15 protein-coding genes are annotated in these 16,147 nt (G+C 66.9%); 8 read left to right on the top strand and 7 right to left on the bottom strand.

What is annotated here, in order from left to right; genetic code table 11:
• Positions 1–7 precede the first annotated feature (7 nt).
• The 3 genes from VGQ44_17945 (at position 8) to VGQ44_17935 (ending at position 3,969) form a co-directional block, all read left to right on the top strand.
• Positions 8–160 (top strand): hypothetical protein, encoded by a 153-nt coding sequence (locus VGQ44_17945; GenBank protein HEV8448721.1) that lies wholly within the window; start codon positions 8–10, stop codon positions 158–160.
• 146 nt (positions 161–306) lie between these two features.
• A complete protein-coding gene (locus VGQ44_17940; GenBank protein ID HEV8448720.1) occupies positions 307–1,896 on the top strand; it encodes a hypothetical protein in 1,590 nt (529 codons plus the stop codon).
• Between the two features lie 105 nt (positions 1,897–2,001).
• Positions 2,002–3,969 carry a hypothetical protein gene (locus VGQ44_17935; protein HEV8448719.1) on the top strand — a complete coding sequence of 656 codons (1,968 nt, stop codon included), beginning with the start codon at positions 2,002–2,004 and terminating at the stop codon, positions 3,967–3,969.
• A gap of 229 nt (positions 3,970–4,198) precedes the next feature.
• Here the strand turns inward: VGQ44_17935 and VGQ44_17930 are convergent, their stop codons facing one another.
• Complete coding sequence (locus VGQ44_17930; protein HEV8448718.1) at positions 4,199–4,789, bottom strand: hypothetical protein; 591 nt, start codon at positions 4,787–4,789, stop codon at positions 4,199–4,201.
• A gap of 164 nt (positions 4,790–4,953) precedes the next feature.
• On the opposite strand from VGQ44_17930, the gene VGQ44_17925 reads away from it, so the two are divergent.
• Positions 4,954–6,540, top strand: coding sequence for a hypothetical protein (locus VGQ44_17925; GenBank protein HEV8448717.1), 1,587 nt, complete (start codon positions 4,954–4,956; stop codon positions 6,538–6,540).
• A gap of 10 nt (positions 6,541–6,550) precedes the next feature.
• Positions 6,551–7,939 (top strand): cytochrome c peroxidase, encoded by a 1,389-nt coding sequence (locus VGQ44_17920; protein HEV8448716.1) that lies wholly within the window; start codon positions 6,551–6,553, stop codon positions 7,937–7,939.
• 65 nt (positions 7,940–8,004) lie between these two features.
• On the opposite strand, the gene VGQ44_17915 is transcribed toward VGQ44_17920, so the two are convergent.
• The 5 genes from VGQ44_17915 to VGQ44_17895 all read right to left on the bottom strand — a co-directional run bounded on the left by VGQ44_17915 (position 8,005) and on the right by VGQ44_17895 (position 13,642).
• The gene (locus VGQ44_17915; GenBank protein ID HEV8448715.1) at positions 8,005–8,904 is read right to left on the bottom strand and encodes a VOC family protein; all 900 of its coding nucleotides are present in this window, start codon (positions 8,902–8,904) and stop codon (positions 8,005–8,007) included.
• On the bottom strand, positions 8,901–9,833 hold the full coding sequence (locus tag VGQ44_17910) for an alpha/beta hydrolase (GenBank protein HEV8448714.1): 933 nt from the start codon (positions 9,831–9,833) through the stop codon (positions 8,901–8,903). Before VGQ44_17910 ends, VGQ44_17915 begins: the two co-directional genes overlap by 4 nt.
• 20 nt (positions 9,834–9,853) lie before the next feature.
• The gene (locus VGQ44_17905) at positions 9,854–12,010 is read right to left on the bottom strand and encodes a M3 family metallopeptidase (GenBank protein ID HEV8448713.1); all 2,157 of its coding nucleotides are present in this window, start codon (positions 12,008–12,010) and stop codon (positions 9,854–9,856) included.
• Positions 11,988–12,230: a hypothetical protein gene (locus VGQ44_17900; protein ID HEV8448712.1), complete on the bottom strand. Its 243-nt coding sequence runs from the start codon at positions 12,228–12,230 to the stop codon at positions 11,988–11,990. The genes VGQ44_17905 and VGQ44_17900 overlap by 23 nt, the downstream gene beginning before the upstream one ends.
• Positions 12,231–12,304: 74 nt before the next feature.
• Positions 12,305–13,642: a thymidine phosphorylase gene (locus VGQ44_17895; protein HEV8448711.1), complete on the bottom strand. Its 1,338-nt coding sequence runs from the start codon at positions 13,640–13,642 to the stop codon at positions 12,305–12,307.
• Positions 13,643–13,746: 104 nt separating this feature from the next.
• Between VGQ44_17895 and VGQ44_17890 the strand changes: the two genes are divergently transcribed.
• Positions 13,747–14,526, top strand: a complete 780-nt coding sequence (locus tag VGQ44_17890) for a hypothetical protein (GenBank protein HEV8448710.1) — start codon at positions 13,747–13,749, stop codon at positions 14,524–14,526.
• On the opposite strand, the gene VGQ44_17885 is transcribed toward VGQ44_17890, so the two are convergent.
• On the bottom strand, positions 14,484–14,834 hold the full coding sequence (locus tag VGQ44_17885) for a YtxH domain-containing protein (GenBank protein HEV8448709.1): 351 nt from the start codon (positions 14,832–14,834) through the stop codon (positions 14,484–14,486). The genes VGQ44_17890 and VGQ44_17885 overlap by 43 nt on opposite strands.
• Before the next feature lie 116 nt (positions 14,835–14,950).
• On the opposite strand from VGQ44_17885, the gene VGQ44_17880 reads away from it, so the two are divergent.
• Positions 14,951–15,346 carry a response regulator gene (locus VGQ44_17880; GenBank protein HEV8448708.1) on the top strand — a complete coding sequence of 132 codons (396 nt, stop codon included), beginning with the start codon at positions 14,951–14,953 and terminating at the stop codon, positions 15,344–15,346.
• A partial coding sequence (locus tag VGQ44_17875) for a diguanylate cyclase (GenBank protein HEV8448707.1) occupies positions 15,330–16,147 on the top strand: 818 nt, incomplete at its 3' end. The genes VGQ44_17880 and VGQ44_17875, both read left to right, overlap by 17 nt.

Raw genomic sequence — 16,147 nt, 5'->3', positions numbered from 1 at the left:
CACGACGATGGATCCGGAGCGCCGCACGCTGCTCAAGGTGTCGGTCGACGAAGCCACGATCGCGTCGCAGCTGTTCGAGACGCTGATGGGCGACGAGGTCGAGCCGCGTCGCATCTTCATCGAGAACAACGCGCAGTTCGTCAAGAACCTGGACATCTGAGTCGCGCGGTCGGGTCTGACTGGAGCGGGGCGGCGCGCGAGCGTCGCCTCGTTTCTTTTGCATGTCGGGCTCGACCGTGCATTCGCCCTTGCCACGCTGCCCGCGCTACGAGCAAGCTCCTCGTACCACCCGGTGGGAGATCGATGATGAACGGATTTTCACGCACGGCGTGCACGTACGCCGCCGCCCTGGGATTGGCCGGGCCGACGTCGCGACTCGCCGCTCAGGGCCACGACCACGAGAAAATCGGCGCCGTTCACTTCGCGACATCCTGCGCGCCGGCGGCCGGACCGCAATTCGACCGATCCGTCGCGCTCCTGCACTCGTTCGAGTTCGGCGCCGCGATCGCGGGGTTTCGAAGCGTGCTCCGGACCGATTCGACGTGCGCGATGGCGTACTGGGGCATCGCGCTGAGCCGCTGGACCAATCCCATGGCGCCAGGGATTCGCCCGCGGGCCCTGCTCTCGAGTGGACAGGAGGCGGCGGCCGCGGCGACGCGTTTGTCCGCATCGAAGACGCGGCGCGAGCGCGACTACGCCGCCGCCGTCGCCACGCTCTACGACGACTACGAGCACCGCGATCAAGAGAACCGCGTCGACGCGTACGAGCGGGCGATGGCCGACCTCGTTCAGCGCGAGCCGGCAGACACCGAAGCCAAGATCTTCCATGCCATCGCGCTCGTCGCCGCCGCGCGGCCGACGGACAAGTCGTACGCCAATCAGCTTCGCGCCGGCGCAACGCTCGAGACGCTCTGGAAGGCGCAACCCGACCATCCGGGCCTGGCACACTACATCATCCACGCCTACGACGTCCCGGCTCTCGCCCCCCGCGCCGCCGACGCCGCGCGCCGATACGCCGACATCGCACCGGGCGCGGCGCACGCGCTGCACATGCCGTCGCACACGTTCACGCGACTCGGCCTGTGGGAGCCGTCGATCGAGAGCAATCGGCGATCGGCGCAGGCGGCGTTGCGCGATTCATCCATCGCCGAAGTGTTGCACGCGTCGGACTACATGGAGTACGCGTACCTGCAGCTGCGACGCGATCGGGACGCCAAAGTGGTGCTCGACGGACTGCCCGCGCTCGCGCTGCGCTTCGATCCGAACGCGGTGACTGGAGCCGCCCCCGGTTCGGCGGGCATCTTCGCGCTCGCGGCGATCCCCGCGCGATATGCGCTCGAACGCCGGGCGTGGGACGAAGCCGCCGCACTGCCGCCGAAGACGACGACCGTGGCGTACGCCGACGCGGTGACGTGGTTCGCCCGCGCGCTCGGTTCGATCCACGTGAAGGAAGTCGGCGACGCCAAGACGGCCATCGACTCGCTCGGCGCGATGGACGCTCGTCTCGCGGACCAGGGCGAGACCTATTGGGCCGAGCAGGTCGCGATTCAGCGGCTCGACGCCGAAGCGTGGCTCGCGCTGGCGGACGGACGCCGCGACGCCGCGCTGTCGACGATGCGCGCGGCTGCGCGACGAGAGGATGCGACGGAGAAATCGGCCGTCACGCCCGGCCCTCTTCTGCCCGCGCGCGAGTTGCTCGGCGACATGCTGCTCGAGTTGAAGCGGCCGGCGGACGCCCGCGCCGAATTCGAGCGTGTGCTCGCCAAGGAGCCGAACCGGTTTCGCGCACTCGACGGCGCGCGCGCCGCGGCCCTCGCCGCGGGCGACAGGCGGGCCGCGGCCGCGTACGCGGCGCGCATCAAATCGGTCACCGGCGTGGATGCTCGGAATCCCTGAGTCGATGCGTTTCCAGTAGCGGTCGCATGCTGTGGCCCTTCGTCCACTGTGTAGAGGGCGTGTCCGCGGGCGAGTCTGCACCGGTCCAAAAACCGTTGCCGCCATATGCTGGTTCACATTGCGCTCGCTTTGCAGCTCAAGGCCGACCCTGCGCTGCAACCTCGACTCGAAGGCGTTCCGGTCGCGACGAATGCGATCACGGACGCCGCCGGCTACGCCGTGCTCAACTTCCTCACGTCCTGGCGCACCGCTTGGCTCGGCAGCGTCGACTGGCGGGGATCGAGCAGCACCGACTCGCGGCTGCGCGACGACCACTGCCACTGGGACGGCAGCTACAGTCCGTCCGGCGGCCGAGGATATTGGCGTCCGCCGACGCTCATCCACCGCTCCAGCCGCCGGTCGATGTGCCCTGACTGGGTCCCCGCCGACGAACAGGTGCCCGACGACGAGCGTCTATCGCGCGACGCGTCGCTCACGCCCGAGTGGCGCGACCGCGTCCACTCCACACGCTCGTTGCTCCTCGACTCGCTGGCGACCCTCGACAAGCTCAAGCCCGGCGATGCGTGGATCACCGGCGAACGCGTGCGCTTTCTCGTCGATCAGGGGCAGCTGAAGGAGGCCCTCGAGGTCGCCCGCAGTTGCACCGCCGAGCGTGTGTGGTGCGCGCAGCTCACTGGATTCGCGTACAACGCCGCTCGCGATTACGTGCGCGCCGACTCGGCCTACGACGCGGCGTCCGCCGCGATGACGCCTGAGCGCCGCTGCAAATGGAACAGCGTTCAGCTCCTGCTCGACGACAAGGGACAGTCGGCGTACGACCACATGAATTGCGACGAGCGCGCGGCCGCCAATCAGAAATTCTGGTGGCTGACCACGCCGCTCTTCTCCGACTCGACGCCCGACCGGCGGAGCGAAGACTTCACGCGCAAGGTGGTCATTCAGCTGCACTCGGCGCTTCCGTGGGACGAGCGCTACGATTGGCGCGATCGCTTCGGCGGCGAAGCCCTGTCCGAGATGCTCATGCGCTACGGTTGGCCGGCGTACTCGGCCTATGGCGGCGTGCAGGAGGAAGCGAGTCACGCGAGCTGGATGGGCTTCTACGACAGCACACGCACGGCGACCGCCGAATACCCCATGGATCGCCTCCACCTCGTGCCGGCCTGGCGCGCGATGGACGACCCCTTCCACGCCGGCGCGGACGCGTGGCAGATCAACATGCCGGCGCTGGCCGGCGACGAGGAGCCGGCGGCCCAGTGGTGGCCCGCCGAGCACTACGCGCGCGGAGCGGGCGGAATCGTTCAGCTGTCCGACCAGACCGTGATGCTGCGCCGCGACTCGGACATCCTCTTCGCGACGGCGTCGGGACTGAAGGCCGGCGGCAAGCAGTTGCGCGTCGACACATCGAGCGCGGTGCTGATCCGCACGACGGGGCCGCGCGACATCGAGCGTGTGACGCATCAGACCTTCAGGAACACGAGTGCGATCGTGTTGACGGCGAACATCTCGTCCAAGCCGGCGATCTTCGGAGCGGAGTTTCCGGCGCCGCACGGAGAGCTGTCGGCGCGCACGCGGTTCGGCATCGCGCCGCCCGCTCCGCTCGCGACGCTCCGTCATGGGGAAGCCGCGATCTCTGATCCGGTCCTGATTTCGGCCGAAGACGACGCGCCGCCGGGCCCGGACCGTGCGCTCCAGCAGATGCTGGGATCGACCCGCGTACGCGGCGCGAAAGTGGGCGTGTACTGGGAGACGTACGGCTATGCCGCCGGCGACTCGGTGGACGTGGCAGTGGTCATCTCGCGCCACGAGCCGATCAGCAAGGTTCGCCGCATCGGCATGCTCCTACGCCTCGCGCACGACCTCAACGGACAGGTCGCGGTGCGATGGGGCGAGCCGACGCCAGGCCACAGCTCGTGGACCGTGCCCGGCGTCGTACCGATTCAGGCGCGCAGCATTCGCCTGGATCTGTCACGTATCGAGCCGGGTCACTACACGGTTCAGGTGCTAGTTGGCAAGCATGGAAGCACGTCGCCGCCGCTCAGTTCGAGTCGTGATTTCGTGTTCGAGGGCACTTGAGCTTGAACTACAAACTGCGCAGCTGACAAGACCGCGACTGCCGAACGGCGCACCTGACTGAGACGCAACTGCCGAACGGCGCGAATTGTGCAACAGCCAAGCGGCGCGGAAAGGCGCGGCTGCCGAACGTCGTTCGGCAGTCGCGCCTTTCGCGACAGTTGTCAGTTGCGCCGCTGTCCGGTGCGCCGTTCGGGAGTTCGCGCCCCAGTCAGCCGCGCCGTCAGTTGTTTCAATTGTTGAAATTGATGACACCTGTCCCGCAGCCGACGCCTCGAATCCAGATGTTCTGCACTCCGTCGATGTCGTCGGCGAGATCGTGGTCCGCGATGAACATGTCCGCGTTGAATGAGGCCTCGTCGCCGTGACCCGCGAGATAGAACTCGGCGTGCGCGACGAAGACTCCGGGACCCGTCGTCGCGGTCTTCCCCTTCTCGTTGGGAATGCCGCCGCATTTGAACCCGGCGGATTCGAGCAACTGCACGGTATCCCAGTGCGTCCCTTCGCCTTGGGCGCACCCGTTGAGCGGACCGGACGTGAAGGTCACCAGGCAGCTGAAACCACCGTTTCCGTGACCGTCCGTCTCCGATGGGATGATGTTGTTCCCCGAGGCCGGATCGAACGATCCGCCGCCGGTCAGCTGAACGATCGCGCCCGTCGCGTTGACGATCGTGCCGTTGAAGCCGAACGCGCTTCTGCCTTGCGCGCGCTCGACGGAGTAGCTGGGCGTCTGCGGATTGCGGGGTGCGGTTTGCGAATCGCTGCAGCCCCAGACGACGAGGCCGGTGAAGAGCATGACAACTGCCGAAACAACACGCTTCATAACAACTCCATTTGAGTGATCGGTTGGCCGCGGGGGAATCAATGCCGAGGCGATATCGATCAAACGGAATCGCCGGGTGAATCCGGTCGCGGTGTCGCGGTACCGGTGACGCAACGACTCGACCCGCGGTTAGGCCCCTCGGAAACCTCACCGAGGGCACCGAGATGGTCGCTCGTTCTCTCGCCCGGCTCCGCTCCGCCGCGATTCTCGCGTCCGCGCTTCTCGCGCTCGCCGCGACCCGCGCCGCGGGTCAGCTGATCCAGATCAAGACGCTCCCCATCGCCGACGGCGATCAGTGGCGGCTCTTTCCGTCGGCCGCATCGGCGCTCGGCGACGTCTCGATCGCGCTCGCCGATTCGCTGCTCGACCCGTTCAAGAATCCGGCGAAAGGGTCGCGCCTGGCGAGCGGACGCGGTGCGTTCTTCAGCACACCGACGTTCTATTCGCTGTCAGACCACGCGGGCGGCGGGCGGACGCTCCCGGTCGGAGGCCTGGCGCGCTGGGGCTCGACCTTTGGCGGCTTCGTGCTCGCGCTGCAGGAAATCGACAGCACGACCAACTCGTCGCAAGCGTTTTTCCCTCCGGGTCCCGTCGCTCTCTCGGCGCAAACAGCGCCGGGCGTCGCTCCCGTCGTCACGACCACGACCGTGCAGCGCCCGAACCCGTCACGACAGAACCAATTCGCGTTCGGCAGTCTCGGTCACGCGTTCGAGGGCTCGCGCATCTCGGTTGCCGGAAGCGTGCTCTGGTCGGGACTTCACGACGTAGACGGGACCGAATTGATGTACGCCGGGAGCGCCGGCGTCGTGCAGCACGGCAACGCATTCGACGCACGCATCGGCGTGACGAAGGATTGGAGCGCCGGGGGAGGAGCCGATCGCGGCGATCGGACCGCCGAGCTGGTCCTGCTGCGCAGCTCGTACGCGATGACGCACGACGTCATGTGGATCGATCAGGCCTGGGACCCGAATCAACGCACGTTCACCAACGCGGCGCGCATCGACAACAATCTCGACCAGACGAACACCTGGGGACTTCAGCTCGGCTACTCGCAGCCTGTGTCCGACTCCGGGCTGCGTGTGGGTGCGATCGCGACCGTGAATCTCGCCTCGCATCCCAAGCTCCCCGACTACCAGATCGCGCAAGTCTCGGTGATTCCGTGGGACCCGGGCCACTCGGCGGCCTACGATCTCGGCGTCGGCCTGTCGAGAGTTCAAGGCCCGCTGACGTTCGGGCTCGACGCCGTCTATGAGCCGATAATCTCGCATACGTGGGGAGAGGCGCACGGCGCCACTCCCACCGCGTCTGGCGGCACGATTCCGGACGGCGGCAAGACGACGGAGAACAGATTCCACTTCTCCAATGGAGTCCTGCGGGCGGGAGTCGGCCACGACTTCGCCACCGGCCCACGCCAGATTCTTCGCGTGCAGCTGGGCATCGGCGTCCGGTCGATCGATTACACGCTCGATCAGACTGACCACGTGGCCGAGACGACGCAGCGGCAAAACGAGCATTGGAACGAATGGACGCGGACGTGGGGCCTGAGTTTGCATTTCACCGATCTCGAGCTTCGCTACGCGGGCCGCAGCGTCACGGGCACCGGTCGTCCCGGCGTCGTACCCGACGGGCGTGTTTTCCTCGCCGCCGACGCGGTCGGTCCGAACATCCTCGCCGCGCCGAACGGGCCGCTGTCACTCACGAACGTTTCGGTGATGACGCATCAGTTCTCCGTCTCTCTGCCGATCCGCTGAGGTGATTCCGATGCGCATGCTCACTCTCGAGATCGGCGCGCGTCTCGCGCTCGGATTGGCCGCAGCGACCGTCGTGGGCTGCAACGACGGCTCGGTCACGTCGCTTCCGGCGAATCCGTCGCTCGACCAGCAGGTCCGACAGGCGATCAGTCCCTGGGGCGTCGTTCCACTGCTTCCGGTCGCCGCGCCAGATCCGGCGCTGGTCGACCTCGGACGCTCGCTCTTCTTCGACAAGATCCTGAGCGGCAACCGCGACGTCGCGTGCGCCAGTTGTCACGATCCACGCAACGGCACGGACGACGCGCGTTCCCTGTCCGTCGGCACGGGCGCGGTCGGCGTGGGTGCCTCGCGAACGCTCGGCGCCGGCCGGTCCACGACGCCGCGCAACGCGCCCGCGCTGTTCAACGTGGGGCTCGGCGCCTTCTACTTGTTCTGGGACGGGCGCGTCACCGACGCGAACGGCACGGGCGGCAAGTTCACGACACCCGCGGGCGTCGCGCTGCCCAACGGCGTGGCGAACATGGTCGCGGCGCAAGCGATGATTCCCGTGACCAACCGGACGGAGATGCGCGGCAACGTCGGCGACCGCGACGTCTTGGGCAGCGCGAACGAACTGGCGGTCCCCGGCGACAGCGCGTTCGCGGCGATCTGGAAGGCGACGATGGCGCGCGTGTTGTCGGTCTCGGCGTACGTCCAGAAATTCAACGCGGCCTATCCCGGCATCGCGACGAACCAGCTCGGCTTCGAGCACGCGGCGAACGCGATCGCGGCGTTCGAGATCGCCTCATTCTCGAAGACCGGCTCTCCGTTCGACCGTTATCTCGCGCACGACGACAACGCGCTCTCCCCCGATGCCAAGCGCGGCGCGCTGCTCTTCTTCAGCACCGCGGGCTGCGCGTCGTGCCACAACGGTCCGCTGCTCGGCGGCCAGACGTTCGCGAACACGGGCGTCCCGCAAATCGGCCCCGGCGTCGCGCCGTCGGCACCGCTCGACGCGGGGCGCGGGGACGTCGCCGCCGGCGGTCCACCGCAGACCGGCCGGTTCACCTTCCGCGTCTCGCCGCTGCGCAACGTCGAGCTGAGCGCGCCGTACATGCACGACGGCGTGTACCCGACGCTCGAAGCGGTCGTGAGCCACTACAACAACGTCGACTCGGCGCTCGTCGGGTTCGACGTGACGCAGCTCGATGCGTCGTTGCGCGCGAGCTACCACGGCGATCCGACCACGTTTGCCGCGGTCCGCAAGACGCTCGACTTCCGACTTCAGCATTCGCTGAATCTCACGCCGGAGCAGCAGGGCCAGATCGTGGCGTTCCTCAAGTCGCTCACCGATCCCGCCGCCCGGAACCTCGGCGCACTTGTGCCGTCATCCGTGCCGAGCGGTCTTCCAGTGCCGTAGCTTCCCGGGCTTTCGCCCTCCGGTTTTCCGGTCTACCGGCCCACCGGTCTAGCGGTCTACCGGCATCAGCGCGCTTCGCTGACGAGACGCAGCTGCGTTCCCCAGGGGTCGCGCGCGGCGGCTGTCTCGCCGCTCCGCTCGACACGGTATCCGGCCGATTCGAGGCTTGCCGCCGCGTCCGCGACGTCGCTCGTCAACGGAACGACAACCTCCCACTCGATCAATTTGGCGTCGTCGTCGGCGGCGATGGGCGACTGCGCGGCCCACGTGTTCGTGCCCAGGTGGTGGTGGTAGCCGCCGGCGGACATGAAGAGCGCGCCGGGATAATTCCAGACAACTTTGTCGAAGCCGAGCGCGTCGTGATAGAAGGCCGCCGCTTGATCGATGTCGCGCACGTATAAATGAATGTGGCCGATCGTCGTGCCGGCCGGCGCGCCCGTCCATGGCTCGTTTCCGCCGGCGGCGATCAGATCTTCGACATCGAGCGGAATCGTGGTCATCGTCAGTTGGCGTGCCTCGTGACGCCATGCGCTGCGCGGCCGGTCGGCGTACACCTCGATGCCGATGCCGTCGGGGTCACTCAGGTAGATCGCTTCGCTCACGAAGTGGTCCGACATTCCCACGCGCTCACCGATGTCGGAGAGGTGCTTGAGAAAGCGGCCGAGGGCGGGACGGTTCGGCAGTAGAATCGCGAAGTGATAGAGACCGATGCGTCCGCGCCTCTCGACGGAATGAACGCCCGGCTTCTCGTGAATCTCGAGCAAGGTGACGTCGTCGCCGTGCGGGCCGAGGCGCGCCACGTCGCCCACCCGCTCGAGCAGGCGAAGGCCGATCACCGTTTCGTAATAGGCGACGGACCGGCCGAGGTCCGCGACCTGAATGCGCACTCGCCCGACATGCGTCGCCGGCGGGAGGCGGTAGCCTTTGGGCGCAAGCCCGTACCCCGGCGAAGGCGCGTCGCTCACGGGTGTTTCGCCAAAAACGCGAGGATGAGAGAATCCGTATGTTGAGCCTGCTCGAGAATCGGCAGGTGTGCCGCGCCTTCGATCGAGTGGAATTCGACGCCGGGGATCGCGCGGCGCACCGAGCCGTTCGTTTCGAACGGCACCGTCTGGTCGGCGATTCCCCACAGGAGAAGCGTCGGTACGCCTGTCGCGCCGACCGCGCGGTAGACCGAGTCCATGCTCGTCCCGGCGATGTTGCGCCTCGTGGACAGGAGCGCGTGCCCGAAGCCGCGGAATTTGGTCTGCGTGCGATAGCGATCGGCCCAATCGGGGAATCGTTCGGGACGCAGCAGGTCGCCGAACTGGCCCTGCGCCATCCGAGGCACGGCGAGTGTCTGCCAGAGATAATCGCCGATCAACGGCACGGCGAACAACCCGCCGGGCTTGCTCGCCGTCCCGGTGACAGGATCGACGAGCGTCAGCGTGCGAACGCGCTCCGGATGCCGGCTCACGAAAGTCGCGGTGACCCACCCGCCCATCGAAACACCGGCGACGTCGACGCGCTGGACGTGCAACGAATCGAGCAGGTCGCGCAGCTGGCGCTCGTACAGCTCGGCGTTGTAGACGACCGACGGCCGATCGGAAAAACCGCGGCCGTACTCGTCGTAGCGGATGACGCGATGCCCCGCCCCGGCGAGCGCCGCCGCGGTCGAGTCCCAGATGTAGTAGGGCACGGAGAATCCGTGCACCAGCACGATCGGACGCCCCGAGTCCGGGCCCGCCACGTCGAAGTGCGTCATGCCGTCGGTCAGGCGGACGAACTTGCCCGGAGCGGATCGCCGCGCCGCGGCGTCGATCGCGTCGCGTTCCGGATTGCGCAGCATCTCGAACCCTGTCACGCCGACGACCAGCGCCGCGAGCGCGACGCCGGACACGATCGATCCCTTCATAGGAGTTTACTCATCACGACCTACATCTCGTTCGGAGTGAACCCGCGGAACGCCAACAACGGTTCGACGACGGGGTCGCGGCCGACGAACGCGCGATACAGCTCCGCCGGATCCGCCGTCCCGCCGCGCGACAGCACCATCTCGCGAAACCGCTGCCCGGCCTCGCGCGAAAGACCGCCGCGCGCCTTGAACCAATCGTACGCGTCGTGGTCGAGGACTTCGGCCCAAAGATACGCGTAGTATCCAGCGCCGTAGCCGCCGTTCCACGCGTGCGCGAAGTACGTCGAGTGATACCGCGGCGGAATCTCCGCCACCGCGATTCCGTGCGCACGCAGCACGTCGCGTTCGAACGCGTCGATGTCACCGACCGTCTCGCCGGGCCGCCGACGGTGCCACTCCATGTCGAGCAACGCGGCCGAGACGTACTCGGTGAGCGCGAAACCCTGGTTGAAGGTGCGCGACCGCTTGATCCGCTCGACCAGCGCCGGCGGCATCGGCTCGTCCGTTTCGTGGTGCCGGGCGTACCGGGCGAAGACCGTCTCGTCGAGCGCCCAATGCTCGTTGAACTGCGACGGAAACTCTACGAAGTCGCGCGGCACGTTGGCGCCCGAGAGCATCGGATACTCGACGTCGGACAACATTCCGTGCAGCGCGTGTCCGAACTCATGGAAAAGCGTCCCGACCTCGTCGAACGAGAGCAGTGTGGGCTGCCCCGGCGCCGGCTTCGTGAAGTTCGTGACGTTGTAGACGATCGGGCGCGCATCGAGGAGCCGCGATTGGTCGGCGAACATGTCCATCCACGCGCCGCCGATCTTGTTGTCGCGCTTGAAGAAGTCCCCGTAGAACAGCGCGATCGGCGTCCCGTCCGCATCGATCACGTCGAAGACTCGAACTTCGGGATGGTAGACCGGAATGCCGTGCCGCTCGACGAGCTCGATTCCATACAATCGGTTCGCGGCGAAGAAGACGCCGTCTCGCAAGACGCGGTCGAGCTCGAAGTACGGCTTGATCTCGGATTCGTCGAGCTCGTATTCGGCTTTGCGCAAACGTTCGGCGTAGAGCTGCCAGTCCCACGGCGCGAGGACGAATTGTTCCCCCGACGCGTCGATCATCGATTGCAGTCGCGCGGCGTCGTGGCGCGCCCTGGCCGCGGCGGGCTCGCCGACCTGGTGAAGCAGCGCGATCGCCGCTTCGGGCGTCTTGGCCATCTGATCATCGAGCACGTACGCGGCGGCGTTGTCGTAGCCAAGCAGCGCCGCCCGCTCGGCGCGAAGCCCGGCCAGGCGAACGACGATGGAACGCGTGTCGACGGCGCCGTCGCGGTCGGAACGGTGGACGGAGGCCTCGAATAGCCGGCAGCGAAGCGCGCGGTCGTGCAGGAACGCGAGCGGTGGTTGCTGCGTGGTGTTCTGAATGGCGATCGCCCAGCTCCCCGGCGTGCCGCGTTCGGCGGCGAGCTGCGCCGCCGACGCGACGTCTTCGCGACTCAGGCCGTCGAGTTGCGCGACGTCGTCAACCGTGATCGAGGCTGCCTTGTTCGCCTCGAGCAAGCGGTTCTGAAACTCGGTCGTGAGCGTGGCCTCTTCGCGATTCAACTCGCGAAGGCGCGCCTTGTCGTCGGCGGAGAGACGCGCACCGGATCGCACGAAGTCCAAGTGGTATCGCTCGACCAGGCGACGCTGCTCGGCATTCAGCGCGAGCCCGTCGCGACGGTCGTACACGTCGCGAACCCGCGCGAAGAGCGCGTCGTCGAGGTAGATCGCGTCGGAGTGCGCGGCCAGCTTCGGCGCCTGGTCCGTCTGGATCGCCTGCAGGCGCTCGTTGGTGTTCGCGCTGGTCACGGCCGCGAACACGCGAAGGACGCGCGTCAACAGCTGGCCGGACCGCTCGAGCGCCGCGAACGTATTGTCGAACGACGGGGCTTCGGTCTGTCCGGCAATCGCCGCGACCTCGCGGAGATGCCGGCGCATCCCCTCCTCGATCGCCTCCGCGTAGTCGTCGTCTTGAATCAGATCGAACGGCGGAGCGCTGAACGGAAGCGAGCTCGGCGCCGCGAACGGATTCGTGTTCGGGAAGCCAAGCTGAGGGGGAGGCGGCGCCGACGAGGAGAGCGGGGCCCGGGGTTCGCCACGCTCCTCTACGTCAAGGCGCGGCTCAGACGCCGCGCGACTCGCCACGACTCAGAGAGAGGAGTTCCTTGCCGATCGCGATGTGAACGGCGATCAAGGCGATCACCACCAGACCGACGGAGATCCACGTGACCACGGACAGGGTTTGCATCATGCCGCCGGTCGCCGTGTGACGGCTGAGGTAGCCAATGAAAGCAAACAGCGCGACGAACCCCGCGCACGCACCGAAAGCGCCCAGTCCCGCGAGCCTCGCGTAATTCATCGCCATGTAATCACACGGTTGGTGTATTCGAAACATCTGCGGCCCGCGTGGGACGCGCAACTCGGCGCGGCCGGCTCGGGCTATGACTCCGGCCGATAAATCTCGGCGCCCGCGCTCGTCACGCGATGCGAGATCAACGGCAACGGAGGCTCGGCCTCGTCGGCGATCGAGATTGCATTCGACAGCGTCTCACGGCCACTGTCGATCCCATCGCGATTTCTGGCGAAGATCGTCGCCAGCGGATCACCGACCTCGACCCAATCGCCCGGCCGAGCGGTGATGACGAACCCGACCGTAGGATCGACGACGTCACCCAGCCGCGTACGGCCGCCGCCGAGCCGCGTGATGCCTCGTCCGATGGACTTGGGCTCGACGCGTGCGACGAGTCCTCGACGCGGCGCGGGGTAGATCTCGCACTCGATGGCCTGCGGAAGCACGGCCGGATCGTCGACCACCGATGGATTGCCGCCCTGCGCTTCGATGATTCTCTGAAACGTCTGAGCCGCTCGCCCGGTGCCGATGGATTTCTCGAGCTCCCGCCTCGCCGCGTCGAGATTCGGCGCGGCGCCGGCCAGCACGAGCATCTCGGCGCCGAGCGCGTACGTGAGCGACATGAGGTCGGGCGGCCCCTCGCCCTTGAGCGCCGCGATGGCCTCTTCGACCTCGAGCGCGTTGCCGCACGCGCGGCCGAGCGGCCGGTCCATCGCCGTGACCAGCGCGACGCAGTTGCACGCATGGTCGGCGGCGAGTTTGATCATCACGTCGGCCAGCTCGAGGACCTTGTCCAGCTCGGGGAGAAACGCGCCGCTGCCGCGTTTCAGATCCAACACCAGACCCGTGAGATCCTCCGCCAACTTCTTGCTCATGATGCTCGACGCCATGAGCGGGATCGACTCGACCGTCGCCGTGGCGTCGCGCAGCGCGTACATCTTGCGGTCCGCCGGCGCGATTTCAGCGGTCTGTCCGATCATCGCGCATCCGATGTCGTCGAGTTGGCGGCGCGTTTCCTCGAGCGACAGATCGGTGCGAAACCCGGGGATCGACTCGAGTTTGTCGAGCGTTCCGCCGGTATGGCCGAGCGAACGACCCGACATCATCGGCACGACGACTCCGGCCGACGCGACGAGCGGTGCGAGCACGATCGACACCTTGTCGCCCACGCCGCCCGTCGAATGCTTGTCGGCGCGCGGGCGTCCCAGATGCGCGAGGTCGAGGCGCTCCCCGCTCGCGATCATCGCTTCGGTGAGCGCCGACGTCTCGGCGCGATCGAGGCCCTTGAGAAAACAGGCCATGAGGAGCGCCGAGATTTGATAGTCCGGCACGTCGCCGCGCGCGTACGCCGAGGCGAGCGAACGCCATTCCGCCGGCTCGATGCGGCCGCCGTCACGCTTCCGCTCGATCAGCCCTTGCGCGAGCATTGATGACGGTTGATGGAGAATTCCGAGCGCGGGTGCGGAGCGCCGGAGGGAGGAACGATCACTTGGAGCGCGTGCGTTGATGGAACACCGAGAGGCCTTGTTTCATGTCTTTGTTGAAAGCTCGTAACACGACGATTGCGGTCGTTGCGCTGCTGCTCGGCACCGCCGGCGGTGTGCGGGCACAGTCCGCCGCGGAGCACGTCGCCCTGGGCGACAAGGACCGCAGCGCCCGCAATCCGACCGCCGCGCTCAAGGAATACGAGGCGGCCATCGCCGTCGACTCGACCAACTACGACGCGTTGAGAAACGCGGCGTACGAGTGCGTGGAACTCGGCGAATTCGACACGAATGCCGAACGTCGCGGCGCGCTGTACCGAAGCGCCGAACAGTACGCGCGTCGCGCCGTCGCGGCAAATCCGCGCGACGCCGACGGACATTTTCAAGTCGCGCAGGCGCTGGGCAGAAACGCGTTGACGATGGGCGTGCGCGACAGGATCAAGTTGGCGAGCGAAATCCGCAACGAGGCTCTCGCCGCGCTGGCGATCGACCCGAAGCACTCCGGCGCGCTGCACGTAATGGGCGTCTGGAACGCCGAGATCATGCGGGTGAACGGCTTCTCACGCACGATCGCGCGTCATTTCCTCGGCGCGTCGATCTTCGACGCCGCGAACTGGAACGACGCGCAGAAGTATCTCGAGGGCGCGGTGGCCGCGGATTCGACGCGAATCGTACACCGCCTCGATCTGGCGGCCGTCTACGCGGATCGCGACCAGCGCGCGAAGGCGATCGAACAGTACGAGTGGATCGCTCGCGCGCCGGTGACGGATTACAACGATCCGAGCTACAAGGCCGACGCGATGCGCCGCCTCACGGCACTGCGCTGACGGCGGAACTCGTCGTTCAGATCGCCCAGCATCTCGCGGCTACGGCGCGTCAGACGTTTTGACTGGCGCATCAACGCGCGTCGCGTGTCCACACCGCTTTGTGGCGCGGTGAGCAGCGCCGCCGCCGCACCGAGCACTGCGCCGATAGCGATGCCGGCGGCGAAAACCAGCACGCGATTGGGGCGGTCTGACGCGACCAGCGGGTGGCGGGCCGAGGACGCAAGTGGGCCCCTGTCAGTGGGTTCCGTCAGCATGTCACCGTTGGCGCGGGCGCGCGCCCGGCGGAGGATCGGTCCGGCGAAGGACATATTGGCACCTCTCGGAAGTCCGACGTGGTAAGGAAATTGCGGCTTGAGCAGTTCGAGACGATCCTTTTTCGCGCCTGAAACCATCCCGCGACGCGGCGTCGGCGGCCCGAGGGAGCATGACCGCAAACGGCAAGACCGTTCTTCTCGTCGAAGACAACGAAGACAACCGCATCGTTTATTCCACCATCCTCCGCCACTTCGGCTTCTCGGTCACCGAGGCGCTGAACGGCGAAGAGGGGATCGCGAAGGCGCGCACCGAACGCCCCGATCTCATCCTGATGGACATCTCGATCCCCGTGATCGACGGGTGGGAAGCGACGCAGGTGCTCAAACACGACCCGGACACGCGAAACATCCCGATCATCGCCCTCACCGCTCACGCGCTCGCCTCCGACCGCGAGAAAGCGATGGAGGTCGGGTGTGACGGATACCTGGCCAAACCGTGCGAGCCTCGCGCCGTTGTGGCCGAGGTGCAGCGCTTCCTGGGAAAATCGGATGGACGCACGGCGTGAGAGCGATCACTCCCGCATTCTGATCGTCGACGACAACCCGGACAGCCTGGAAATTCTGCGGGCACGCCTCGAGTCGTGGGGCTATCGCACGCAGACGGCGAGCGACGGTGAGGATGCGTTGGCGAAAATCGACGTGTCGCCGCCCGATCTCATCCTGCTCGACATCATGATGCCGCGCATGGATGGAATGGAGGTCGCGCGCCGCGTCAAAGGAAACCCGGCTCTGCCGTTCATCCCGATCATCATGGAGACGGCGCTCGCGACGACGGAGTCAAAGGTCGAAGGACTCGACTCCGGCGCCGACGACTACATCACGAAACCGATCGACTTCGCCGAGCTCAAAGCGCGCGTCAATTCGATGCTGCGCATCAAGAAGCTCCAGGACGCGCTCGAGGAACGTGAGCGGCAGCTGCTCGAGGCCAACCAGCGTCTCCGCCACATGTCGCAGACGGACGCGCTGACGGGCCTCGACAACCGACGGCAGCTCGAGGACCGGCTGGAGGAGATGTTCGAGCACGCGCGGCGGCTGAACGAGCCGTTCGCCTGCGTGATGTGTGATCTGGATCGCTTCAAGAGCGTGAACGACACCCACGGTCATCAGGTGGGCGACGTGGTATTGAAACAGCTCGCGCGCATCCTGAAACAGGAGGCGCGGGAAATTGATCGCGTGGGTCGTTATGGTGGAGAAGAGTTTATGCTCTTGCTGCCTGGGACGGTGCTCGACGCGGCCGTTACCTTCGCCGAGCGCGCGCGTAAAGCAGTAGAGGCTCACACGTTCAGTTTCGACGGCGGAACCCTGCA

It is taken from the genome of Gemmatimonadaceae bacterium (assembly GCA_036003045.1).
In the GTDB taxonomy this organism is placed as follows: Bacteria; Gemmatimonadota; Gemmatimonadetes; order Gemmatimonadales; family Gemmatimonadaceae; genus JAQBQB01.
Note: the sequence above shows the minus strand (reverse complement) of the source record. Positions and strands in the feature narration are given on the sequence as shown.